Source organism: Flavobacteriales bacterium (genome assembly GCA_026129465.1).
In the GTDB taxonomy this organism is placed as follows: Bacteria; Bacteroidota; Bacteroidia; order Flavobacteriales_F; family PHOS-HE28; genus PHOS-HE28.
In genome coordinates this window covers 2826820-2849235 of sequence record JAHCIA010000001.1, presented here as the reverse complement: position 1 = coordinate 2849235, position 22416 = coordinate 2826820, and the positions used below count along the sequence as shown (strand labels likewise).

Below are 22416 nucleotides of genomic sequence, written 5' to 3'. Positions count from 1 at the left end.
GCATCGATCGGGATGCGACGGCCCGAACCATGCCCGACACTCCTTCCCGCACCGAGCTCTCCGCCCTGGGCGAATTCGGCCTCATCGAACGCCTCGCCTCGCGTATCCAGCTGCAGCACACCTCCTCAGTGAAGGGCATCGGCGATGATGCGGCCGTGATCGACGCCCAGGGTCTGCACCAGGTGGTCACCACCGACATGCTGGTGGAGGGGGTCCATTTCGACCTCAGCTATGCGCCTTTGAAGCATTTGGGCTACAAGGCCATCGTGGTGAACCTCAGCGATGTCTACGCCATGAATGCCACTCCCCGGCAGGTGACCGTGGCGTTGGCCCTCAGCAACCGTTTCCCCGTGGAGGCCGTGGATGAGCTGTATGCGGGCATGCTGCTGGCCTGCGAGAAATATGGTGTGGACCTGGTAGGCGGCGACACATGCAGCAGCCGCAGCGGGCTTGTCATCGCCGTCACGGCCATCGGGGCGGCACGGCCGGAGGACATCGTGTACCGCAGTGGAGCGCGGGACCATGACCTGTTGGTGGTGAGCGGCGACCTGGGCGGCGCTTACATGGGCCTGCAAATTCTGGAGCGCGAAAAAGCTGTTTTCACCGAGACCGGTGCCCAGCCCGACCTTGCCGGACACGACTACATCCTGGAGCGGCAACTCAAGCCTGAGGCGCGGCGCGACATCATCGATCTGCTGAAACAATTGAACGTCAGGCCCACGTCGATGATCGACATCAGCGATGGACTGGCCAGCGAGGCCATCCATCTTGCCCGTGGCTCGGGCCTGGGCGTGCGCCTCTACGATGAAAAGCTGCCGATCGATCCATCCACCCACGGCACCGCACTCGACTTCAACCTGGACCCCACCACTTGCGCGTTGAACGGAGGCGAGGACTATGAACTGCTCTTCACCATCGCACAGGCGGACTTCGACAAGCTCAAGGGCAACCCGAACCTGACCGTGGTGGGGCACATGACCGACAAGGCCAGCGGCTACCGCCTGGTGGACAAGCAGGGCAGTGAGCACGAGTTGACCGCGCAGGGCTGGGATGCCTTCCTGAAGCGCGACTAGGCGGCACGACCCACCCGGCGGGCCCTTTCGCGCACCACCTCCGCGAAGGCCCTCCCTTCCAGCCTGGCCACCGCCCAGGCGATGGGGTCCAGATGGTCGAATGCCGCATGCTCCTGCGGATCGCCTTCCAGGGCGCGCACTTTACCGAGGAATGCTCCGATCGCCCGATCGATGGTGGCACCATCACCCCCTTTGAGCAACTGACGGACAAGCTCCAGGTAGACCGGCTCGAAACGATGCGTGCGGGAACGTGCCCGCAACATGCGCTCGGTGTTCCGCAACGCATAGGCCAGCAGGTCCGTTCTTCCGGCCTCATACAACGCGAGCAGATCGAGCAGGCGCGCGAAGCTGACGATCTCCGCGCTCTCGTCGATCCGCACATCATTGAGCAACCTGTGCAGCCACTTCACGGCTTGATCGGGGTGGCCTGCCGCGAAATGGGCGAAGGCCACCTGGTAGAGGAACGCCCCCCTGCGCACGGGTCCCATCCGGCCCGCATGCCGCCGCAGACCTTTCTCGATCGAAGGCACCAGGTCCAGAGCGCGACCGAACTCGCCGCTTCGCATCAGCAGCGACAATTCGAGGCTGTTGGTGCTGATGAACAGCTTCGTCTCCAGGTCCTCCGTCTCCGGCATGGCCCAGGTGGCCGGCAGCGTGCGGAATTCCTGGAGCAGCTGGCCGGCCTCGTCGGTCCTGCCCAAGCTGTCGCAGACATGGACCAGATTGCTCATCACCCCGATCACGAGCGAGGGGTCGTCCATGAACTTCTCCTTCTCGGCCCGCAGCAATTCCAGGTTGGCGAACAGATGCGCATGGCACGTGTTCAGATCGCCTAGTGCGAAGGCCGCCGCGCCCAGGATATGAAGGCGGAGGAACCGCGCGTGCGCGGAGCGCAGCGGCGTAGCAATGTCGAGCAGGGGGTGGTCAAGCGCTTCATCCAAGGCCGCCCGCATGGCCATGTCGCGCGCGCGTCCTTCACGATAGAGCAGCAGGAAGACCCTGCTCTTCAGGTCCCATAGTGTGTCCAATTCGGCCTGCTCCGCCAGCAGTTCCGCACTGCCCGTGGCAAGCCGCTCCACATCCGACAGGCGTGCTTTGCCGTAGTTGCCCTGCTCCAACAATTTGCGTTCCCTGTCCTGCAGGGCCAGCAGGATCGCGCGCCGGTCGTGCTGCCTGGCGAGGCGCCGGGTGCCTTGCAGCAATTTGGCCGCATCCTCGTAAAGCGCACGCTCATGCAGCAGGTCCACCTGGCGCAGCATGCCGTGCAGCCTGGCGTCCACCGAACCGTCGGCATGGTAAGCCTCAAGGCAGCGCAGTATCGATGCGTAGAGCCGGCGCTTGGTGATGGCGAAATGATGGCTGAAGGCCTGGTCCCTGAAACGCTCAAGCAAGGCGGCCTCATCGTACACCTCCATCGCCGCGATGGCGTCGAACAACTCATGCTGGCCGGTGCCCTGACCGTGGCGGCCCGTATGCACCTTGAAGTAGCGCTTCTCGGTGCTCGTCATCGACCGCACCAGTCGATGCACATGGTCGTGGGCCTTGTTCGGCATGCCGTGGCATGTGCCGGCCTTGATGCCGGATGCAGAGGGAAACTACGAGGCATGCGACATCGGTCGGTATGGTCAACGGGCAACGGCATGCACCGCGGAGGAAGCGGGGGCGATGCATCCCAAAGAAAAACGCCCGGCATGCCGGGCGTTCCTTGAAAGAGGCGGACCAAGGGGGTCAGTTCGGCCTCTTCTTGCGGTTGCGTTCGCTGTCCCCGAGATCGTCGCCGTCATCGCTGATGTCCGTGCCCTCGCCATTGCCTTCATCGGTGCTGGCACCTGAAGAAGTGGCTCCCTGGCCTTCACCGCCGGCTTTCGCCACCGCAGCATCATCAGCATAAGTGCAGGGCTCCACCAGCGGTTCTTTGCCACAGGCGGACAAGGCCAATACCAAGGCCACCGCCATCAGCGCGGGAAGGATCTCCAATGTTCTGAGGAGCCGCATCATGTTCCAAATATAGGCTGGCCCTGGCCCTTTCGCAAACCCTGCTTGCCTTCAGCAGGGCCATGGCCCATGGGGAGGTCGATCACGACCCTGGTGCCCAAGGCCTCGCCCGTCCCCGGATTGTGGCGCTGTTCGGGTCCTGTGATACGTATGTCCGTGAGCGCCAGATGTCTCAGAATGTCCGCCCGGCCCTTCGTGATCTCGATCCCCCGGGAGATGTGGTCGCCACCCTGACCCTCCTTGGCCCGCAGGCTGTGCTCCACCCCCACCCCGTCATCCTCGATGGTGACCTGGACGCGCCCGGGACCTGACCGCGCCACCTGGATGTCCACCTGGCCCTGCTCCTGCATGGGCAAGATGCCATGCCAGATGCTGTTCTCCACGTACGGCTGCAGCATCATGGCGGGCAAACGCACCTGTGAGGTATCCACTTCCGCTTCCACCTGGATGGTGTACCTGAACCGGTCCTTGAAACGCATGTGCTCCAAGGTGAGGTATAGTTCCAAACGCTCAAGCTCCTCCGCCAGGGTGGTGGTGTCGTTCTGGCTGGCATCCAAGTTCTTTCGGATGAGCTTGGCGAAGCTTGTGAGGTAGCGACTGGCCGTGGCGCGATCCTGCCGGTTGATGTGGTACTGGATGCTGTTGAGCGCGTTGAAGACGAAGTGCCGGTTCATGTTCGCGTTCAATGCTTGCTGCTCCAGTTGCAACATGCGCGACCGCAGCATGAGCTGCCGGGTGCGTTCGGCGCGTGCCCTGCGAACCGACCTGTAGTGGGCCACCCCGAGGACCGCGAGCACCATGGCCGCCAGCACCAATACGAAGAACCACCAGCGCGACCAGAATGGCGGCGAGATCCTGAAGGTGAATGCGGACGGTGCACTCCAAGGCCCGCCCTGCAGGGCGGCCATCACCTCGAAAGTGTATTCGCCGTGCGGCAGATTGCTCCAACTGGCGAAACGCGCGTCGGTGGCCGGAAGCCATTCATTGTCGAGCCCGAGCAGCCGGTAGCGATACACGACGCGTTCGGGCGCGCCAAGGCTGATGCCCGTGTAGTCGAACGTGAGGTAATGTCTGCGGTAGGCGAGCTCAAGGCCAATGGGCAGGCCGGAGGCATCGATGCTGTCGCACTGGCCGGACCAATCGGTGTGCTGAAGGAAGGAGCGCAGGCCCGTGATGCGCACGTTGGGCGCGGGCGGCCGGGGTGGATCGCCATGCCGGCGCACATCATGGTGGACCAGTCCCGCCGCACTGCCCATGAACAATCTTCCCCGTGCATCGGCGAACCCCGCGTTCAAGTTGAACTCCAGACCGCGCAGACCGTCGTTCATGGTGATCCGTGCATGGGCGGAGGGGTCGGCGAACAAGCTGTCCGGATGGAAGACGAAGAGTCCGTTGTTGGTGCCGGCCCAGATACGTCCCCGTTCGTCGCTCAGCAGCATGTCCACATAGTTGGATCCGAAATCCGAGGCGAGTCGTATGATCTTGAACACGCCACCCTCCATGCAGGTGATGCCATTGGAAGTTCCCGCCCAGACCCGTCCGGCGCCATCGCGCAGCAGGCACATCACATTGTCATCGCTCAGTCCGTCCGCAATGGTCCACCGGGTGAACACTCCATGGTCGTAGCGGCAAAGGCCCTGTTCCGTGGCGAGCAGCATCTTGCCATCGCCAATGTCGATGATCCTGCGTATGGATCGTCCGGGTCCATCGGGGCCCGCCTGGTGGTGCTTCACCTGCCCATCGGATCCTATGCGCACCAGCCCATCGCGAGTACCCGCCCAGATGTTGCCCGCTTCATCCTCATGCAAAGCGAGTACACGTTGCCGGGCGAGTGATGCCTCCCGCGACAGAGGACGCACCACGCCACGTTCGATACGGGCAAGGCCTTCACTGGTGCCGAACCAGAGGGTGCCATCACGGCCGCACAAGCCGCTCCACACGGTGTTGTTGGGCAGACCATCCAGCGTATTGACCATGGCCATGCCGTCCATGCGGCACACGCCATTGTCGTAGGTGCCCAGCCACAGGTCGCCCTGCGCATCCTGCGTGATGTTCATCACCAGGTCGCTGCACAGACCATCGCGTATGGTGAAGGTCGTGAAGCGGTCACCCGCGTAACGCAAGGCGCCAGCGCCATCGGTGCCGAACCACAGGTTGCCTTCGCGATCCTGGAAGGCGCACCAGACGTTGTCGTTGGGCATGCCCTGGTGGATGGTGAAGACCTTGAACCGGCCATCCTCGAACAGGTTGAGGCCGAACTTGGTGCCCACCCAAAGCCTGCCCTTGTCGTCCACCAGCAGACAGCGCACGTTGTTGCGGATCAGGTTCGATTCCTCGTCGTACTCCTCCTGTCTTCCATCGGGCAGGATGTGGTAGAGCCCTTCGAGGAAGGTGCCCACCCACCAACCGCCATCGTGTCCTTCCGCCAGCGCGCTCACGGCCTTGGGTTCGGTATCGCCGAGCGGCACTTGGGTACAGCGGCCGCCATCCCAGAGCAACAGACCATTGCGCAGCCCGATCAAGAGGCGTCCATCGCGCAGCGCCAGCAGGGAGCGCACATGGGAGGCGGTATCGGCCGGATAACCCGGCAAAGGCCTGATGCCGTCCCGGTCGCGCACGAACATGCCATCGCCATCGGTGCCCACGAAAAGCCGGCCATCACGGCCGGCCACCAGGCCCAGGATGCGTGCGCCACCCAGGCCCGGCGGCAACTCCTCCCGCATCCACTTCGGACCAGCGCGCCTCACAAGCGCCGATCCGGACGCGAGCCACAAGCGGCCTTCTCCGTCAACGGCCATGGCGCTCACGTGCGCATCCGGTATGCCCTCCTGCAAGGCGTGGTTCTCGAACACGCGTCCATCGAACCGGCTGGCCCCGCCCAGGGTGCCGAACCACAGATATCCGTCAGCGTCCTGCGCCATGCAGCGCACCTGGCTTTGGGCCAGACCCTCCTGTGGCGTGAACTGCCGGAAAGAGTGCTGCTGGCCCCGCGTACCCGCAGCGAGGAACAACCCCGGCAGCAGGATCGCAACGATGCGCACCGACACGGCCCGATGCCGGCCGTTCGAGGTCATCAGAAGGTGTTGATCAGGGCCAGGAAATCAGGCAGTCGCCGGCGTGAAACGGGGATCATGGCACCGGTGTCGAGCACGGCCATGTTGCCTTCGGCCCGGTTGAAGCTGGACAGGTGGGCCAGGTTGATGATGAATGATTTGTGGACCCGGAAGAAGACCTTGGGATCGAGGTTGTTCTCGAACACCCGGATGTGTTTGCTGCTCACACTGCGCTTGCCATCCTTCAGATGCACGGTGGTGTAGCTGTCGTTGGCCTCCAGGTACAGGATGTCCTCATGCTTCAGAAGCACCAGTCCCTCCCGGCCGGGAATGGCCAGCCGTGAACTCAACGGCGATGCGGGGTCCTTCATCAAAGCCGCGATCGCCGAGGGCTGGGCACTGCCGATCACGCCGGCCAGTCGTTGCAGTTTCACCACGGCGCTTTTCAGTTCCTCCGTGTCGATGGGCTTCTCCAGGTAGGCGAGCGCATTCTGTTTGAAGGCCTTCAGCGCATACTCATCATAGGCGGTGGTGAAGACCACCGGCAGGTCCAACTCGGCGATGGAGGCCAGCAGTTGGAAGCCGTCCTCGCCCGGCATCTTGATGTCCAGGAACAAGGCATTGGGTTGCAGCTCCTGGATCCTGGCCCGGGCCTCGGCCGCACTGGCCGCCTGCCCGGCGATCTCCACTTCGGGGCAGTGTTCCTCCAACATCAGGCGGAGGTTCTCCCGGGCATCGGCTTCATCATCCACGATCAACGCGCGCAGGGCCATGGCTTCAGGTCTTTGGCGAAAAGATAGGCCGGTCGTCCATAGCGGGAACGTGCGGCCGGTGAACGGCGCTTCCGATCGGGCCAACGGAGCGGGCCGGGGCCAGGCTGCTGGACCCTTCTCCACACGGCACCATCGCCGCTGGTCCATGCGCCAGGGCCGTTGCTCGTTCCCGCCAAGGAATGGAGAACAACCCGCGGTATTTTGGAGTTGTCAAAGCGAAAACCCTCGTTGCCATGAACACCAGCACGCATCAAGCTCGGGGCCTGTGGATCTTCAACGACCAGGGCAGTTAGGTCAAGGACGTTCGTTCTTGGTTTGGTGGCAGGGGCCCGGTCCGCCGCATGGCGGGCCGGGCTCCGTCGCATTCCGGAACCCCGGCGGCCCGGGCGGCGTAGAAGCCGTCAGCCACCATGCCGAGGGAAGGAAGCACCCAGATCCGCGTACGCATCGACCAGATCGAGCGCCTGCTCATGTTCGACTATGAGCCGGGCACCGATGACGCGCTATTCGACATCTGCGACGACCAAGGCCGCATCGTGAAGACCGGCGAAGTGCGCGGCCCTGTGACGCGGGTTCGCATCACCGACCTCGACGGCGAGGAGTACTACCTGATGGTGCTCGACGGGGAGACCTCCACCGTGAAGCCCTTCCAACTCCGCCGCGTCGCTTGACCTCCTCCATGCCCATCATTCCCGTGTACCGCGGGCTCACCGTGGCCGGCAATGTGCTGGACAAGGACGAGTATGGACAGGTCCACCACACCTGTGTGGTGGACACCACGCTGGAAACGGCGGTGCAAGTGGTCTACCTCATCCGCTGAACAGGCCTGCTGCGCCCATCGCCCTGCGATCGGCGAGGTGGCCCGTCATCGTGGCTCTGGCGACCCAACGGACATGGATCGCTCGCCGCGCTTGGGATCCCTCATGGTGGCGAGTATCCATGCCGCACTGGCCAGGAGACCGGCCAGGAGTTGGACGTTGGCCGTGGGCCAATGCATCAGCTTGAACAGACCTCCTGTGGCCATCAACAACAGACCCGTCAGGAGCAGTCCGGCCAGTCGTGGTGGACGGACATCCTTCATGCGCAGACCCATGCGGTCCGACAGAAGCAGGAAGGATGCTGCGCCCGCCGAACCATAGAGCATGAGCAGCGCACCCGGTATGGTCAGCAGGTGCAGCACACCGCTCACCAACAGGAACAAGCCGGTCGTCCGCGCGATGGTCGTGCCGGTGGAGCGATGCTCACGGGCACGCACAAAGGCCGCCACGCAAGCCAGGAATATCATGATGGCACTGGTCAGGACCAAAAGGTTGGCGCCCGGCCAGTGCATGAGCTTGAAGAGGGAGCCGGCCAACAGGCCAGCGAAACCGAGGTGACGCAGGATGCGCATGGTGATGGAGTTTCTCCCTCAATGCCGGCGAGCACGGAAGGTAACGATGGTATCAGCCGGGGGCCTGCAACAGGATCACATGGCCACGCCGGACGCCTTCCTGATGGAAGCCATCAACTCCTCCACCTCCTCCGCCTCCACCGGGATAGCCTTGAACAGGTCGTCAGGCGCGCCACTGGTCACCAGCACATCGTTTTCCAGGCGGATGCCCAGTTTCTCCTCGCGGATGTAGATGCCCGGCTCCACGGTGAAGACCATGCCCTCGGCGATGGGCTCGGTCCACAGGCCCACGTCGTGCACGTCCAGACCCAGGAAGTGGCTGGTGCCGTGCATGAAGTACTTCTTGTAAAGCGGGCGCTCGGGGTCCTGATTCTTCACCTCGGTCTTGTCCAGCAGGCCCAGACCGATCAGCTCACTTTCCATGATGCGGCCCACCTCCTTGTGGTAGTCGGCCAGCATCGTTCCGGGACGCAGCAGTGCGGTGGCCTCGTTCTTCACGCGCAGCACGGCGTTGTATACCGCACGCTGGCGATCGGTGAAGCGGCCGTTCACCGGCAGGCAGCGCGTGAGATCGCTGGCATAGCCGCCGTACTCGCAGCCGAAGTCCATCAGGACCACATCGCCGTCCTGGCAGACCTGGTCGTTGGTGATGTAGTGCAGCACGCAGGCGCTGTAGCCACTGGCGATGATGGGCGTGTAGGCATGCCCGCGCGAGCCGTTGCGCAGGAACTCGTGGGTGATCTCCGCTTCGATCTCGTACTCCTTCACCCCGGGCTTGATGAATCCGCAAACACGCTTGAAGGCCTTGCCCGTGATGTCCACCGCGCGCTGGATCTGCGCCACTTCTTCGGCCGTCTTGCGGCTGCGGATGCGGTGCATGATCGGCGCGCTGCGCTTCAGTTCATGCAGCGGGTAGCGCTCTCGCAGCACCTTGTTCAGCCGCTCCTCACGCGTTTCCACCTCGTTGCTTTGGCGCAGGTGCTCGTTGCTGTTCAGGTACAGCTTCTCCGCCTGGGGCAGCAGCCGTTTCACGGTGGCCTCGTAGGCGCTGGTCCAGAGTACGGTGGCGATTCCGCTCAAGGCGGTGGCCTCGGCCTGGGTGAACTTGGCGCCCTCCCAGATGGCGATGTGCTCGTTGGTCTCGCGCACGAAGAGGATCTCGCGGTCCTTGGGGTCCACCGCATCGGGGAACAGCAGCAGGATGGTCTCCTCCTGGTCGATGCCCGTGAGGTACAGGATGTCGCTTGCCTGTTTGAACGGGAGGTGCCCGTCGGCGCTGGTGGGCATCACGTCGTTGCTGTGGAAGATGGCGAGACCACCCTTCTCCATCTGCTGGCGGAAACGGGCGCGATGCTCTCGGTAGGTGGCGGCGGAAGGGGGGGTGTAGCGCATAGGGCGAAGGTAGGAGAGCGAAGGGGGTGCGAAGAAGTGGGGTCGCACGCCGGCGAGAGACCGACTGACCAAAGCCGGGCTGCCGAATGGCACCATCACAAATGGGTTCGTGCTGGGGGTATGGACCGAGTTGGGGGTCCGTGTCCTGCTGGTTCGGCAATGTCTCCATGCGTTTCGTTCGAAGCTGAACTGGCTTGGGGCCATCCTGCTGAAACGGCCACCTGACAGAACCCGGGAACCCGTCATGAACCCCTGCCCGCTACCTTCGCGGCCGCGAACGCTATCGCCGCTTCCGCTGTTAGCAATTGACCATGGCACGATCCGCCCTCCTCGGCTCCTCCCTCACGAAGAAGTACTGGATGGCCCTCACGGGCCTTTTCCTTGTCCTCTTCCTCATTACCCACCTGGCCGGCAACCTGCAGCTGCTGGACATGAGTCCCGAAGGCCAGCTGCGGTTCAATGCGTACGCCCACTTCATGACCACCTTCCCGGTGGTGAAGGTGATCAGCTATGTGCTCTACTTCAGCATCCTGTTCCACGCCTTCGACGGCTTCCTGCTGGCCATCCAGAACCGCAAGGCACGCCCGGTGAAGTACAGTTACGAGAAGCCCGGCACCAACAGCGCCTGGTACGCCCGCCAGATGGCCCTGCTCGGCACCCTCCTGCTGGTCTTTCTGGTCATCCACATGAAGCGCTTCTGGTATGAGATGCACTGGGGCGACCTCGGCCTGGACGCCGCAGGCAATAAGGACCTCTACGCGGTGGTCGCGTTCGCCTTTTCGGAACTGTGGTATGTGGCCCTGTACGTGGTGATGATGGCCGTGCTGGCCTTCCACCTGCTTCATGGCTTCCAAAGCGCCTTCCAGTCGCTGGGGCTCAACCACCCGAGGTACATGCCCATCATCAAGAACATCGGCGTTTTCGTCGCCGTTGTGTTGCCGGTGTTCTTCGCCCTCATCCCTGTGTGGATGTTCATCAATCGTTGATCCACGCACGCATGCCAAGCGCCAGTTGTCAGTTGTCATTTGTCCGACCCCCGCATCGGCAGCTTGACCACGGACAACGGTCAACCGACAACCGCATTCCATGAGCAAGCTCGACAGCAAGATCCCCGCCGGTCCATTCGAAAAGAAGTGGACCGACCACAAGGGCCACATCCGCATCGTGGCACCCGCCAACAAACGACGCATCGACGTGATCGTGGTGGGCACTGGTCTGGCCGGCGCCAGCGCCGCGGCCTCTCTGGCGGAAATGGGCTACAACGTGAAGGCCTTCTGCTTCCAGGACAGCGCGCGTCGGGCCCACAGCATCGCGGCGCAAGGTGGCATCAACGCAGCGAAGAACTACCAGAACGATGGCGACAGCACCTACCGTCTGTTCTACGACACGGTGAAGGGCGGTGACTACCGGGCCCGCGAGGCCAACGTGTACCGCCTGGCCGAGGTGAGCGCGAACATCATCGACCAATGCGTGGCGCAGGGTGTGCCATTCGCCCGCGACTACGGGGGACTGCTGGACAACCGCTCCTTCGGCGGTGTGCAGGTGAGCCGCACCTTTTACGCCCGTGGGCAGACAGGGCAGCAGCTGCTGCTCGGCGCCTACAGCGCGCTGATGCGCCAGGTGGGCAAAGGCACGGTGAAGATGTTCGACCGCCACGAGATGCTCGATGTGGTGGTGGTGGACGGCAAGGCGCGCGGCATCATCGCGAGAAACCTCATCACCGGCGAGATCGAGCGGCATGGCGCGCACGCGGTGCTGCTCTGCACCGGCGGCTACGGCAACGTGTTCTTCCTGAGCACCAACGCCATGGGCAGCAACGTCACGGCCGCGTGGAAGGCGCACAAGCGCGGGGCCTACTTCGGCAACCCTTGCTACACGCAGATCCACCCCACCTGCATACCGGTCAGCGGTGAGCACCAGAGCAAGCTCACGCTGATGAGCGAATCGCTGCGCAACGACGGTCGCATCTGGGTGCCTGCGAAACTGGAGGATGCCCAGGCGATCCGTGAGGGCCGCAAGAAAGGCAGCGACATTCCCGAGGCCGACCGCGACTACTACCTGGAGCGCCGCTACCCGGCCTTCGGCAACCTGGTACCCCGCGACGTGGCCAGCCGCGCCGCCAAGGAGCGCTGCGATGCGGGCTTCGGGGTGAACAAGACCGGTGAGGCGGTGTACCTCGATTTCGCCGCCGCCATCGAGCGCTACGGGAAGCTGGAGGCCAACGTGCAGAAGATCGAGAACCCCGGCAAGGAGCTGGTCCGTGAACTGGGCGAGAAAGTGGTGAGCGCCAAGTATGGCAACCTCTTCGACATGTACGAGAACATCGTCGGCGAGGATCCTTACAAGGACGCGATGAAGATCTACCCTGCCGTGCACTACACCATGGGCGGTCTTTGGGTGGACTACAACCTGCAGACCACCGTGCCGGGCCTCTTCGCCTTGGGCGAGGCCAACTTCAGCGACCACGGCGCCAACCGCCTCGGTGCTTCAGCCTTGATGCAGGGACTGGCCGACGGCTACTTCGTGGTGCCCTATACCGTGGGCGACTACCTCGCCGACGACATCCGCACCGGCCCCATCGACACCAAGCGTGCGGAGTTCGACGAGGCGGAGAAGGCCGTGAAGGACCGGATCGACCACTTCCTGAACAACAAGGGCACCAAGCCCGTGGACGAATTCCACCGCCGCCTGGGCAAGGTGATGTGGGACAAGTGCGGCATGGCCCGCAACGCGGAGGGCTTGAAACAGGCCATCCAGGAGATCCGCCAGATCCGGGAAGAGTTCTGGAAGGACGTGCGGGTGCCGGGCAAGGCCAATGCGTTCAACCAGGAACTGGAGAAAGCCGGTCGTGTGGCCGACTTCCTGGAGTTGGGCGAGCTGATGTGCCTGGACGCGCTGGACCGCAACGAAAGCTGCGGCGGCCACTTTCGCGAGGAATACCAGACCCCCGACGGTGAGGCCCTCCGCGATGATGCCAACTACGCCTACGTGGCGGCCTGGGAATGGACCGGTGATCCCGGAAAGGCCAACCTGCACAAGGAGCCGCTGACGTTCGAGGAGGTGAAACTGACGCAACGTTCATACAAATAGACCCCGGCAGCGTCGACCCTCGGGGTCGACCTGCCTGATCCGACAGGAACATGGGCAACATGAAACTGACACTGAAGATCTGGCGCCAATCCGGTCCCAACGACAAAGGCCGCATGGAGACCTACCCCGTGAACGATGTCTCCGAGGACATGTCGTTCCTGGAGATGCTGGACGTGCTGAACGACGACCTCGTGCGCCAGGGGAAGGACCCGATCGCGTTCGACCACGACTGCCGCGAGGGTATCTGCGGATCGTGCAGCCTGTTCATCAATGGCGAGGCGCATGGACCGGGCCGCATGATCACCACCTGCCAGCTGCACATGCGCAAGTTCAAGGACGGCGACACCATCCACGTGGAACCGTGGCGCGCAGGGGCCTTCCCGGTGATCAAGGACCTGGCCGTGGACCGCGGCGCCTTCGACCGCATCCAGGCCGCAGGCGGCTTCGTGAGTGTGAACACCAGCGGCAACCTGGTGGACGGCAACGCGGTCCCCATCCCCAAGGACGACGCCGACAAGGCCTTCGACGCGGCCACCTGCATCGGCTGCGGCGCCTGCGTGGCCACTTGCGTGAACAGCAGCGCCATGCTTTTCGTGGCCGCCAAGGTGAGCCAGTTCGCGCTGCTGCCCCAGGGGCGTCCCGAAGCCGAACGCCGCGTGCTGGCCATGGTGGAGCAGATGGACAAGGAGGGCTTCGGCAACTGCAGCAACACCGGCGCCTGCGAGGTGGAATGCCCCAAGGGCATCAGTCTGGAGCACATCGCTCGCATGAACCGGGAGTACCTGGTGGCGAGCGTGACGAAGGAGTGAACCTCCGCTACAACGAAGCCGGGTCCTGGCGCAGCATGGCGCTCAACGTGGCGTAGAGTTCCGGCAGGTCCTCCCTGAACTCCTTGGGGCGCTCAAAGAAGTACTCCACCGCCACAGCGAAGAACTCCGCCTGGTTGGTGCCCGCATAGCTGCGCAACAAGCGGCTTTGCCCACCCTTGATCCGCTCGATCTCCGCATCGGCATGATCGATCCAGTCCTGCAACAACTCCGGGTGGATGAAGTCCTGTTCCCCGTTGGCGATGCGGTTCTCGAACCACAGCGCGTGCGCCATCTCGTGCAGGCCCACGTTGTGCGCATCGCGGGTGTGCGCGTAACCGTGCAGGAAGTCCTTCCAGGAGATCATGATGATGCCGGCCTTGGGGCGCACCTCGCCCTGGTGCATGTGTCCTGAGGTGGTGCTGCGGTAGGTGTCCGGGAACACGACGATGGTCTCGAAGTGCTTCAGCACCGGCTCCTCCGGAAAGCCGAGCAGCAATTCGGCCGCGCATGCGCTGATCATCACCTTCATCTCCTCGGCCACGGCCATGCCGGCCCCACGCCACTCCTTGTCATGCACGAAGGCCGCCACGATGCGCTCGAACTTGCGCTTCAGCACGGGGTCCAGCCGTTGGTAGTGGATGGCGTACTTGGCGAGGATGGACCGATGTCGCCGATCGAGCGCCGTGGTCCGGCCCCAAAGGCCCGACTCCCGCAGCTTCATGACGAGGAACAGGGTCATCCCGCCGAACGCCAGGATGAAGGGCCACCAACCCACGGACGGATCCTCATGCATGCCTCAGTAGCGCACCTTGTCCTCCTTGGCCTTCCAATCCTCGAACACCGCCCGCGCTTCGTGGCGCAGCACGCGCGCCTGGGTGGGGATCCGCCGTTGCTCCGGAGGCAGCGGCAATTCGTCGTAGATCAGCTGGTCATCGAAGCCCGCCTCGGCGGCATCCTCACGCGTGGCGGCGAACACGATGCGGTCCGGGCGCGCCCAGTAGATGGCGCCCAGGCACATGGGGCAGGGCTCGCAACTGGTATAAAGCGTGCAGCCGTCCAGCTGGAAGGCCCCGAGCGACCGGCAGGCTTCGCGGATCGCCACCACCTCGGCATGCGCCGTGGGATCGTTGCTGCTGGTCACCCGGTTGTTGCCGCGCCCGATGACCGCACCGTCCTTCACGATCACACAGCCGAAGGGTCCGCCCTCGTTGCGGTCCATGCCTTGGCGGGCCAGGGCGATGGCCTCGCGCAGAAAACGATCATCGTCTCGCATCCCCGCGAAGATGCGCAATACACAACGCGTATACACCTCGTGCCCGCTAACATTGCTGCCGCAAATCCAACGGCATGCACAGGACCTGCACCATGCTCATGTTCGCCCTGGCACAAACCGCAACGCTTCACGCACAAGCGCTCCAACCCCAATGGGCCACCTATCATGGTGGCCCCGCCGAGGACTGGGGCGTGGCTCTGGCGCTGGACACCAACGGGAGCATCGCGCTGGGCGGCCGCACCGCATCGATCTCCGGTATCGCTTTCGACGCGGCACAGGCGGTCCATGGCGGCGGAAATTTCGATGGCCATGTGGCACGCTTCAACGCGCAAGGCCTGCTGCAATGGGCCACCTACCTCGGAGGTCCCGGCCATGATTACGGCAGCGCGGTGGCCATCGCCGCCGGGGGCCGCGTGATGCTGGCGGGCCACACCACTTCGCAATCGGACCTCTCCTTCAATGCGGGCCAGCCGGCCTACGGTGGTGGCGAAAGCGATGGTTTCCTGGCCTGCTACTCCGAGGATGGCGCCTTGCTGTGGAGCACCTACCTGGGCGGGGAGGCACTCGACGCGATCATCTCGGTGGCCACCTCCGCTGATGGATCGGTGTATGTGACGGGCAACACGCAGAGCTTGTACGGCTTCGCCACACCAGGAGCCCACCAAGGCGTTCATGGCGGTGGCGGCAGCGATGCTTTCCTGGCGAAGTACGACGCGGATGGCCTGCTGTTGTGGTGCACTTTCATCGGCGGTGATGCGGTGGACTATGGCGAGAGCGTGCACGTGGACGGCGACGGTGCGGTGATCGTGTGCGGTTCCACCCAATCAGCGGCCGGCATCCATGCGGGAGCCGCCCATCAGGACACACCGGGTGGTGGCCGGGACGCCTTTCTGATGAAATTCGATGCGGCCGGAGTACGGCTGTGGGGCACCTATTACGGTGGAGGCGGCTTCGACCAGGCCTTGGAAGTGACCAGCGACCCCATGGGGAACATCTGCCTGGCTGGATCGACCACTTCCGCGGCAGGCATCGCCCTGAATGGACACCAGAACACGCTGGCGGGCGGTTTCGATGCCTTCCTCGCGCGCTTCAATTCGGACGGCATACTGCAATGGGGCACCTACTATGGCGGCGGCAATTACGACGACGCACGCGGTGTGGCTGTGACCAACGACGGCACCATCCTGCTCGCCGGTCAAAGTGGATCGCCGTCGGGCATCGCCACCCCGGATGCGTTCCAGCCAGCGAACGCGGGGCTGTCCGATGGTTATTTGGCCCGGTTCACCCCCAGCGGTGCACGGCTCTGGGGCAGCTACCTCGGCGGCCCTTCGGGCGATGGTCTATTCGCGGCGCGCGCACATCCCGACGGCTGGGCGGTGGTGAGCGGCAGCACCCTCTCGGCCAGTGGCATCGCCACGCCGGGCGCGCAGCAGGAATTCTTCGGTGGCGGTGGCGATGGTTTTCTGGTGAAGCTGGCGGACATGACCACGGGCCTGCCCGGAACGGAAGTCACGACACTGGACCTGCTTTACGATCCCTATCAGGAACTGGCCTTCCTGCTGCCGTCCACACCGTCCTGGATCACCGTGGTGGACGCTCAGGGCCGGCTGGTCCATGAAGTGGGACCCAGCGACCGGGTCTCCCTGGCCGGGTCACCTGCTGGGATCTACCTGTTCCGGGTGACCCGGGTGGCGCCTGCCGCACCTGTGGTCTTCCGCATCGTGAAGCACTAGGCGCGCGATCCGGCGGCGATCCCCAACTCCTTCAGCTGCTCCTCATCGATCCGGCTCGGCGCGTCGATCATCACATCGCGCCCCGCGTTGTTCTTCGGGAAGGCGATGAACTCGCGGATGTCCGTGCGGTGGCCGAAGAGCGCCACCCAGCGGTCGAAGCCGAAGGCCGCGCCGCCGTGCGGGGGCGCGCCATACTCGAACGCGTCCATGAGGAAGCCGAACTTGTAGCGGGCGTCTTCATCCGTGAAACCCAGCACACGGAACATCGCCTCCTGCATGGCGCGGTCGTGGATGCGGATGCTGCCGCCGCCGATCTCGGTGCCGTTGATCACCAGGTCGTAGGCGTTGGCGCGCACGCTGCCCAGGTCTTGCTGGCTCACGAGCTTCTGTGCATCCTCGGGCTTCGGGGCCGTGAAGGGATGGTGCATGGCGTGCCAGCGGCCGGTTTCTTCATCTTGCTCCAGAAGGGGGAAATCGATCACCCACAACGGCTTGAAGACCTTCGGGTCGCGCAGGCCAAGCAGCTCGCCCATGTGCAGCCGCAGTTCGTTCAGTTGCTTGCGCGCCTTATCGGCCTTGCCCGCCACGATGCATAGCAGGTCGCCTTGCTTCATGCCGAAGCGACTGGCCCATGCATGCAGCTGCTCAGGGGTGAAGAACTTGTCCACGGTGCTCTTCAGTCCTTCCTCGGTCCACTTCACGAAGACGATGCCGGTGGCGCCGATCTGCGGGCGCTTCACGAAGTCGATCAGCGCGTCGGTTTGCTTGCGGCTCCAGTTCGCGCAGCCTTCAGCATTGATGCCGACAACGAGTTCGGCATCGTCGAAGACCTTGAAGCCCTTACCCTGCGCGAGATCGTTCAGCTCGTGGAAGCGCATGCCGAAGCGCAGATCCGGCTTGTCGCAGCCGTAGTGCTTCATCGCCTCATCGAACGACATGCGTGGGAAGGCCTCGTTGAATTCAACCCGGTGAATGGACTTGAACAGGTGCTTCGCCATGCCCTCGAAGGTGTTGAGGATATCCTCCTGCTCCACGAAGGCCATCTCGCAATCGATCTGCGTGAATTCGGGCTGCCGGTCGGCACGCAGGTCCTCATCGCGGAAGCACTTCACGATCTGGAAGTAGCGGTCGAAGCCGGCCACCATCAGCAATTGCTTGAAGGTCTGCGGGCTTTGCGGCAGCGCGTAGAACTCGCCCTGGTTCATGCGGCTGGGCACCACGAAATCGCGCGCGCCTTCTGGCGTGCTCTTGATCAGCACGGGCGTCTCCACTTCCAGGAAGTGCTGCGCGCTGAGATAGTTTCGCACTTCGATGGCCATACGGTGGCGCAGCTCGAAGTTGCGGCGCACGTTGGCGCGGCGCAGGTCGAGGTAGCGGTATTTCGCGCGCAACTCATCGCCGCCATCCGTCTCCTCCTCGATGGTGAAGGGCGGGGTCTTCGCGGCGTTGAGCACCTTCAGCTCGGTGACGATCAGCTCGATCTCGCCGGTGGGGATGTTCCTGTTCTTGCTTTCCCGCTCCTTCACCACCCCGGTGGCCTGTACCACGAACTCGCGGCCCAATGCATTGGCTTGCTCGCATAGGGCTTTGTCCCGCTCGGTGTTGAAGCCGAGTTGGGTGATGCCGAAACGGTCGCGCAGGTCCACGAAGGTCATGCCGCCCAGGTCGCGGGTGCGTTGGACCCATCCGGCGAGGGTCACGGTCTTTCCGGCATCGGCGAGGCGGAGTTCGCCGCAGGTGTGGGTACGGTACATGGGCAAGGCCGCCAAGGGCGGGCAGGGCGCGAAGTTATCCTTGCGCTACCACCCGTAGCGGGCCTACTCCTCCACCGTGAAGGTCAGCGAGCGGCGGATGACGTCCCCGTCGTTCTCCACCACATTGAAGCGCCACAACTCGGTGCCGGGCACATCGCGGATGACGATGGTCTTGTCGAATTCGAAGACGTCCGTGCCCATCGACAGGCTGTCGGTCACTTCCTCCGGACCGTTGTCGTACCTGCGGGCGACCTTGAAGTGGTTCATGGCGTCGGTGCCCCGCTTGATCACCACCCCCACCAGGAGTGTATCGCCCACCGTCACGGTGGCGTTGTTGAAGGTGTAGCCGGCTTCGGTGCGGAACTCGATGGTGGGGTTCACCGTGGGCCGGGTGTCATCGCGCTCGCAGGCTTGGAGCAGCACGGTGGCCAGCAGCAATGGCAGGGTTCGGAGGAAGGTCATGGGGCGTCTCGGTCCCGCGAAGGTACGTCCGCTCAAGGGCGGGAGGCTTTCTCCGCGAGCAGTTCGCGACGGGCGTCCCTCAGCCTGGCCTTTTCCTCCGGATGGAGCTCGGGATGCTTCAGTCCCAAGGCTTCCAGGCGCAGCCGCAGCAGACGGCCCACGAAGGCGCGGCTCTCCCACTGCTCATCGGCGGGAATGATGTACCACGGCGCATGCTTCGTGGCCGTGGCGCGAATGGCCTCCTCGTAGGCCTGCTGGTACTTGTCCCAATGCCGTCGCTCGGCCACATCACCGGTGCTGAACTTCCAGTTCTTCTTCGGATCGTCGATGCGCTCGAGGAAGCGCTTCCGCTGCGCCTCCCTGCTCATGTGCAGGAAGAACTTCATGATCACCGTGCCGTTGCGGGCCAGGTGCTCCTCGAAGTTGCGAATGCTCGCATAGCGCTGCTCCCAGAACTTCTTCGTGATGTCCTTCTCGTTGCGGATGCCGGGGATGTTCTGCCCCAGGATGAAGTTCGGATGCACCTTGGTCACCAACACCTCCTCGTAATGGCTGCGGTTGTGGATGCCGATGAAGCCGCGCTCGGGCATGGCCTTGGCGTGGCGCCACAGGAAGTCATGGTTGCGCTCCTTGGTGCTGGGTGCCTTGAAACTGCGCACGTCCACACCCTGCGGGTTCACGCCGCTCATCACGTGGCGGATGCAGCTGTCCTTGCCGGCCGCATCCATGGCTTGGAAAAGCAGGAGCACGGAATGCTTCCCTGAGGCGTAGAGCACTTCCTGCAGGTCGCTGATCACCGCTTTGTCGGCATCAAGCTGCTTCTTCAACTCCTTCTTGATGGCGGAACTGGGCAGGTCGCACACATGGTCCTTCAGGCGGAAGGTGCCGGGCCTGGTGATGACGAAGCGCGGGTCGGAGAGGTGGATGGCACGCATGGGTCATGCTGTTGGAGTGGTGAAGGTGGTGAAAGCGGTGAGAAGGTGGAGTGCGCGAGCGGGTCCCTCCACCCGACGCTGGTCGCTTCTTGATCCACATCAAGTGCCCGAGGGACGTGGCCCCGGGACCTTTGCCGCCGAAACCAATAACACCACCACATCATGCGTACCAACAGACTTCTTTCCATCAGCAGCTGGCTGCTCATCGGCATCTCGGTGATGGGCATCCTTTCCGTGAGCTTCATGGCCTTCGGCGATCCGCAGGCCGTGATGGACCTCGTGCAGGTGAAGCTCGACAACACCGACGCCTACAGCTCCATCCGCGGGGTGTACGGAGGCGTGGGCATCGCCATCCTGGGCGTGTTGCTCTACCTGGTCTTCACCGACCGCAAAGCCGCGCTGGGCTTCATCGCGCTCTTCTGGGGCATGTACGCCCTCTCGCGCCTCATGACCATCTCCGTGGAAGGCCCGTTGGGCGACTTCGGCAGCCAGTGGTTGGTGGTCGAAAGCACGCTGTGCCTGGTGGCGCTGGGGCTGCTGGGCTGGCGGATGAGGTGGGAGCGGAAGGTGATGGCGGTGTGAGCGCGATCCGCCTCTTCAAGCACGAAGGGCGTCCACCGCATGGTGAACGCCCTTCGCTCGTATGGTTGATCGCTCCTACAGCGTCCCCCGATTCTCCTGCTCCCGTTCGATCGCTTCGAACAGCGCCTTGAAGTTGCCCTTGCCGAAGCTCTTGGCGCCCTTGCGCTGGATGATCTCGAAGAACATCGTGGGGCGGTCCAGCACCGGCTTGGTGAAGAGCTGCAGCAGGTAGCCTTCGTCGTCGCGGTCCACCAGCACGCCGTGCTGCTTCAGCACCGCCAGGTCCTCGTCGATCTCGCCCACGCGGTCCAGCACCGTGTCGTAGTAGCTGGGCGGCACGTAGAGGAACTCCACGCCGCGGTCCTTCAGCGCGCCCACCGTTTCGATGATGTTGTTGGTGGCCACCGCGATGTGCTGCACACCTGCGCCGTTGTAGAACTCGATGTACTCCTCGATCTGGCTCTTCTTCTTGCCCTCGGCCGGCTCGTTGATGGGGAACTTGATGCGGCCGTTGCCGTTGCTCATCACCTTGCTCATCAGCGCGGTGTACTCGGTGCTGATGTCCTTGTCGTCGAAGCTCACCAGCTGCGCGAAGCCCATCACACGGGCGTAGAAATCCACCCACTGGTTCATCTCGCCCCAGCCCACGTTGCCCACCATGTGGTCGATGAACTTCAGGCCCACCGGCTCCGGGTTGTAGTGGCTCTTCCACGCGCGGTAGCCGGGCAGGAAGGGACCCTTGTATTCGTTGCGCTCCACGAAGATGTGCACCGTCTCGCCATAGGTGTGGATGCCGCTGCGCACCACGTAACCGTGCTCATCCTCCTCGCGCACCGGCTCCATGAAGCTCTTCGCGCCGCGCTTGGTGGTCTCCTCCCAAGCCTTCTTCGCATCGGGCACCCACAGGGCGATCACCTTCACACCGTCACCATGCTTGCGGATGTGCTCGTTGATCGGGCTCTCGGGGTTCATCGGCGTGGTGAGCACCAGGCGGATCTTGTCCTGCACCAGCACATAGCTCGTGCGGTCCTTCACGCCCGTCTCCAGGCCGGCGTAGGCCAGGCTCTGAAAGCCCCACGCGCTCTTGTAGTAGTGCGCGCTCTGCTTGGCATTGCCCACGTAGAGTTCCACGTAGTCCGTGCCCAGCAGGGGCAGGAAGTCCTGTGCATCAGCCATGATCTTCTCCAGGCCGTAGTCGACGTCTTTGAGTCCGGTTGCCATTGGGATAGGGGATAGATGGGTTCTCCGAACGCTCGGTGCCTCAAAGTTCGGGCTTTTTGCGGGGGTGGGGATGATTTGGATCAGTGTGGGTATCGGGCATGTCCCGCCGAGCGCAGCCGAGGTGTGGGCGTGCCCCTCGCAAAGCCTCGGGTCGGGCTGTTCGCTGTAGCCACCTTGCGTTGTGCGGCACCGCAACGGGCTGCGGGGTCCCTCGTTCCTCGGGCCTCCTCGCTCCGTGCGCTGCTCGCCCAACCCTGCGGCGGGCTGCCGCTACCATCCCTCACGCGGAATGCCCGCTACCGCATCAAATCCCAGGTCCTCTCTTGCCAGGTGCTCACGCCTTCTTCCATCCGCTCTTCAGTTGCTTCAAATACTTCGGATGCCGGCGCATATCGAACAGGCCGATGATCACGATGGCTGAGCGGTCTATGCGGTAGAGCAGGATAGTGTATGGTTTGACCGGTGCTTCTCGAAGGCGTTCATGGCCGGTACTCCGGAACCCCTTCGGGAACATCACGATATAGCGGACGGTATCCTCCACCTCGTCCACGAACCGCTGTTCCTCGCGGGCGGTCCACTTCTCCCGCAGGTAGCTCAGTACTTCGATGTATGTGGCGATCGCCTTCGGCGTCCACCTTACCGCTTTCGCCATGCGCGGATCTGCTTCATGGCTTCGGCGTGGCTCACCGTCCCACCGCGATCGGCTTGGGCAAGGCTCAGTTCCACGTCCTTGCGAACCTTGGCGGGCAGGTTCTTCCACCAGTCACCGCTCTGCAGGTCCAGCACGGCCTTCACCTGGTCCAGCACTTCCTCATCGCTGGTGTTCAGCACCTGTTTCGCGATGTTCGCTTGCTTGATCTCGATGCGGCTCATGGCTCTTG

The 22416-nt window shown here is 63.6% G+C and carries 22 protein-coding genes; 8 read left to right on the top strand and 14 right to left on the bottom strand.

The annotated features are described in order from the left end of the window. The first annotated feature begins 29 nt into the window (after positions 1-29). Positions 30-1073 (top strand): thiamine-phosphate kinase, encoded by a 1044-nt coding sequence (gene thiL, locus KIT10_12120; protein MCW5900005.1) that lies wholly within the window; start codon positions 30-32, stop codon positions 1071-1073. Here the strand turns inward: thiL and KIT10_12115 are convergent. The 4 genes from KIT10_12115 to KIT10_12100 all read right to left on the bottom strand — a co-directional run bounded on the left by KIT10_12115 (position 1070) and on the right by KIT10_12100 (position 6894). Next, on the bottom strand, positions 1070-2626 hold the full coding sequence (locus tag KIT10_12115; protein ID MCW5900004.1) for a hypothetical protein: 1557 nt from the start codon (positions 2624-2626) through the stop codon (positions 1070-1072). The genes thiL and KIT10_12115 overlap by 4 nt on opposite strands. A 175-nt stretch (positions 2627-2801) precedes the next feature. Continuing rightward, on the bottom strand, positions 2802-3071 hold the full coding sequence (locus tag KIT10_12110; GenBank protein ID MCW5900003.1) for a hypothetical protein: 270 nt from the start codon (positions 3069-3071) through the stop codon (positions 2802-2804). Then, positions 3068-6142, bottom strand: coding sequence for a histidine kinase (locus KIT10_12105; protein ID MCW5900002.1), 3075 nt, complete (start codon positions 6140-6142; stop codon positions 3068-3070). The genes KIT10_12110 and KIT10_12105 overlap by 4 nt, the downstream gene beginning before the upstream one ends. Beyond that, positions 6142-6894 carry a response regulator transcription factor gene (locus KIT10_12100; GenBank protein MCW5900001.1) on the bottom strand — a complete coding sequence of 251 codons (753 nt, stop codon included), beginning with the start codon at positions 6892-6894 and terminating at the stop codon, positions 6142-6144. Before KIT10_12100 ends, KIT10_12105 begins: the two co-directional genes overlap by 1 nt. A 410-nt stretch (positions 6895-7304) precedes the next feature. Here KIT10_12100 and KIT10_12095 point away from each other — a divergent pair, with 410 nt between their 5' ends. Together KIT10_12095 and KIT10_12090 are read left to right on the top strand one after the other, a co-directional pair. Further along, positions 7305-7565 (top strand): hypothetical protein, encoded by a 261-nt coding sequence (locus KIT10_12095; GenBank protein MCW5900000.1) that lies wholly within the window; start codon positions 7305-7307, stop codon positions 7563-7565. An 8-nt stretch (positions 7566-7573) separates the two neighbouring features. Further along, entirely contained in the window at positions 7574-7714 is a 141-nt protein-coding gene (locus KIT10_12090) for a hypothetical protein (protein MCW5899999.1), read from the top strand. Between the two features lie 45 nt (positions 7715-7759). Here KIT10_12090 and KIT10_12085 read toward each other — a convergent pair whose 3' ends face one another. Together KIT10_12085 and KIT10_12080 are read right to left on the bottom strand one after the other, a co-directional pair. After that, positions 7760-8284: a hypothetical protein gene (locus KIT10_12085; GenBank protein MCW5899998.1), complete on the bottom strand. Its 525-nt coding sequence runs from the start codon at positions 8282-8284 to the stop codon at positions 7760-7762. A gap of 75 nt (positions 8285-8359) precedes the next feature. After that, positions 8360-9676, bottom strand: a complete 1317-nt coding sequence (locus KIT10_12080) for an aminopeptidase P family protein (protein MCW5899997.1) — start codon at positions 9674-9676, stop codon at positions 8360-8362. Positions 9677-9987: 311 nt separating this feature from the next. Between KIT10_12080 and KIT10_12075 the strand changes: the two genes are divergently transcribed. The 3 genes from KIT10_12075 (at position 9988) to KIT10_12065 (ending at position 13575) form a co-directional block, all read left to right on the top strand. Next, positions 9988-10662, top strand: coding sequence for a succinate dehydrogenase cytochrome b subunit (locus KIT10_12075; protein ID MCW5899996.1), 675 nt, complete (start codon positions 9988-9990; stop codon positions 10660-10662). A gap of 100 nt (positions 10663-10762) precedes the next feature. Next, the gene (locus tag KIT10_12070) at positions 10763-12766 is read left to right on the top strand and encodes a fumarate reductase/succinate dehydrogenase flavoprotein subunit (protein MCW5899995.1); all 2004 of its coding nucleotides are present in this window, start codon (positions 10763-10765) and stop codon (positions 12764-12766) included. Between the two features lie 59 nt (positions 12767-12825). Beyond that, positions 12826-13575, top strand: coding sequence for a succinate dehydrogenase/fumarate reductase iron-sulfur subunit (locus KIT10_12065; protein ID MCW5899994.1), 750 nt, complete (start codon positions 12826-12828; stop codon positions 13573-13575). Positions 13576-13582: 7 nt separating this feature from the next. Here KIT10_12065 and KIT10_12060 read toward each other — a convergent pair whose 3' ends face one another. Together KIT10_12060 and KIT10_12055 are read right to left on the bottom strand one after the other, a co-directional pair. Beyond that, positions 13583-14314, bottom strand: coding sequence for a zinc-dependent peptidase (locus KIT10_12060; protein ID MCW5899993.1), 732 nt, complete (start codon positions 14312-14314; stop codon positions 13583-13585). Positions 14315-14371: 57 nt separating this feature from the next. After that, positions 14372-14848 carry a nucleoside deaminase gene (locus KIT10_12055; GenBank protein ID MCW5899992.1) on the bottom strand — a complete coding sequence of 159 codons (477 nt, stop codon included), beginning with the start codon at positions 14846-14848 and terminating at the stop codon, positions 14372-14374. A gap of 74 nt (positions 14849-14922) precedes the next feature. Here KIT10_12055 and KIT10_12050 point away from each other — a divergent pair, with 74 nt between their 5' ends. Beyond that, the gene (locus tag KIT10_12050) at positions 14923-16581 is read left to right on the top strand and encodes a hypothetical protein (GenBank protein ID MCW5899991.1); all 1659 of its coding nucleotides are present in this window, start codon (positions 14923-14925) and stop codon (positions 16579-16581) included. Here the strand turns inward: KIT10_12050 and aspS are convergent. The 3 genes from aspS to KIT10_12035 form a co-directional block, all read right to left on the bottom strand. Further along, positions 16578-18335: an aspartate--tRNA ligase gene (gene aspS / locus KIT10_12045; GenBank protein ID MCW5899990.1), complete on the bottom strand. Its 1758-nt coding sequence runs from the start codon at positions 18333-18335 to the stop codon at positions 16578-16580. The genes KIT10_12050 and aspS overlap by 4 nt on opposite strands. A gap of 63 nt (positions 18336-18398) precedes the next feature. Further along, complete coding sequence (locus tag KIT10_12040) at positions 18399-18797, bottom strand: hypothetical protein (protein ID MCW5899989.1); 399 nt, start codon at positions 18795-18797, stop codon at positions 18399-18401. Positions 18798-18829: 32 nt separating this feature from the next. Then, complete coding sequence (locus tag KIT10_12035) at positions 18830-19732, bottom strand: polyphosphate kinase 2 family protein (protein ID MCW5899988.1); 903 nt, start codon at positions 19730-19732, stop codon at positions 18830-18832. A 162-nt stretch (positions 19733-19894) separates the two neighbouring features. Between KIT10_12035 and KIT10_12030 the strand changes: the two genes are divergently transcribed. Then, positions 19895-20314 carry a DUF4345 domain-containing protein gene (locus KIT10_12030; protein MCW5899987.1) on the top strand — a complete coding sequence of 140 codons (420 nt, stop codon included), beginning with the start codon at positions 19895-19897 and terminating at the stop codon, positions 20312-20314. Positions 20315-20389: 75 nt separating this feature from the next. Here the strand turns inward: KIT10_12030 and hppD are convergent, their stop codons facing one another. The 3 genes from hppD to KIT10_12015 form a co-directional block, all read right to left on the bottom strand. Next, the gene (hppD, locus tag KIT10_12025; GenBank protein ID MCW5899986.1) at positions 20390-21535 is read right to left on the bottom strand and encodes a 4-hydroxyphenylpyruvate dioxygenase; all 1146 of its coding nucleotides are present in this window, start codon (positions 21533-21535) and stop codon (positions 20390-20392) included. Positions 21536-21869: 334 nt separating this feature from the next. Continuing rightward, complete coding sequence (locus KIT10_12020) at positions 21870-22187, bottom strand: type II toxin-antitoxin system RelE/ParE family toxin (GenBank protein MCW5899985.1); 318 nt, start codon at positions 22185-22187, stop codon at positions 21870-21872. Continuing rightward, complete coding sequence (locus tag KIT10_12015) at positions 22172-22408, bottom strand: hypothetical protein (GenBank protein ID MCW5899984.1); 237 nt, start codon at positions 22406-22408, stop codon at positions 22172-22174. The genes KIT10_12020 and KIT10_12015 overlap by 16 nt, the downstream gene beginning before the upstream one ends. Positions 22409-22416 lie beyond the last annotated feature (8 nt).

What these genes read in the sequence shown, in the direction of transcription:
- thiL (MCW5900005.1), top strand. Translation starts at nt 30, where the DNA reads ATGCCCGACACTCCTTCCCGCACCGAGCTCTCCGCCCTGGGCGAATTC.
- KIT10_12115 (MCW5900004.1), bottom strand. Translation starts at nt 2,626, where the DNA reads ATGCCGAACAAGGCCCACGACCATGTGCATCGACTGGTGCGGTCGATG.
- KIT10_12110 (MCW5900003.1), bottom strand. Translation starts at nt 3,071, where the DNA reads ATGATGCGGCTCCTCAGAACATTGGAGATCCTTCCCGCGCTGATGGCG.
- KIT10_12105 (MCW5900002.1), bottom strand. Translation starts at nt 6,142, where the DNA reads ATGACCTCGAACGGCCGGCATCGGGCCGTGTCGGTGCGCATCGTTGCG.
- KIT10_12100 (MCW5900001.1), bottom strand. Translation starts at nt 6,894, where the DNA reads ATGGCCCTGCGCGCGTTGATCGTGGATGATGAAGCCGATGCCCGGGAG.
- KIT10_12095 (MCW5900000.1), top strand. Translation starts at nt 7,305, where the DNA reads ATGCCGAGGGAAGGAAGCACCCAGATCCGCGTACGCATCGACCAGATC.
- KIT10_12090 (MCW5899999.1), top strand. Translation starts at nt 7,574, where the DNA reads ATGCCCATCATTCCCGTGTACCGCGGGCTCACCGTGGCCGGCAATGTG.
- KIT10_12085 (MCW5899998.1), bottom strand. Translation starts at nt 8,284, where the DNA reads ATGCGCATCCTGCGTCACCTCGGTTTCGCTGGCCTGTTGGCCGGCTCC.
- KIT10_12080 (MCW5899997.1), bottom strand. Translation starts at nt 9,676, where the DNA reads ATGCGCTACACCCCCCCTTCCGCCGCCACCTACCGAGAGCATCGCGCC.
- KIT10_12075 (MCW5899996.1), top strand. Translation starts at nt 9,988, where the DNA reads ATGGCACGATCCGCCCTCCTCGGCTCCTCCCTCACGAAGAAGTACTGG.
- KIT10_12070 (MCW5899995.1), top strand. Translation starts at nt 10,763, where the DNA reads ATGAGCAAGCTCGACAGCAAGATCCCCGCCGGTCCATTCGAAAAGAAG.
- KIT10_12065 (MCW5899994.1), top strand. Translation starts at nt 12,826, where the DNA reads ATGAAACTGACACTGAAGATCTGGCGCCAATCCGGTCCCAACGACAAA.
- KIT10_12060 (MCW5899993.1), bottom strand. Translation starts at nt 14,314, where the DNA reads ATGACCCTGTTCCTCGTCATGAAGCTGCGGGAGTCGGGCCTTTGGGGC.
- KIT10_12055 (MCW5899992.1), bottom strand. Translation starts at nt 14,848, where the DNA reads ATGCGAGACGATGATCGTTTTCTGCGCGAGGCCATCGCCCTGGCCCGC.
- KIT10_12050 (MCW5899991.1), top strand. Translation starts at nt 14,923, where the DNA reads ATGCACAGGACCTGCACCATGCTCATGTTCGCCCTGGCACAAACCGCA.
- aspS (MCW5899990.1), bottom strand. Translation starts at nt 18,335, where the DNA reads ATGTACCGTACCCACACCTGCGGCGAACTCCGCCTCGCCGATGCCGGA.
- KIT10_12040 (MCW5899989.1), bottom strand. Translation starts at nt 18,797, where the DNA reads ATGACCTTCCTCCGAACCCTGCCATTGCTGCTGGCCACCGTGCTGCTC.
- KIT10_12035 (MCW5899988.1), bottom strand. Translation starts at nt 19,732, where the DNA reads ATGCGTGCCATCCACCTCTCCGACCCGCGCTTCGTCATCACCAGGCCC.
- KIT10_12030 (MCW5899987.1), top strand. Translation starts at nt 19,895, where the DNA reads ATGCGTACCAACAGACTTCTTTCCATCAGCAGCTGGCTGCTCATCGGC.
- hppD (MCW5899986.1), bottom strand. Translation starts at nt 21,535, where the DNA reads ATGGCAACCGGACTCAAAGACGTCGACTACGGCCTGGAGAAGATCATG.
- KIT10_12020 (MCW5899985.1), bottom strand. Translation starts at nt 22,187, where the DNA reads ATGGCGAAAGCGGTAAGGTGGACGCCGAAGGCGATCGCCACATACATC.
- KIT10_12015 (MCW5899984.1), bottom strand. Translation starts at nt 22,408, where the DNA reads ATGAGCCGCATCGAGATCAAGCAAGCGAACATCGCGAAACAGGTGCTG.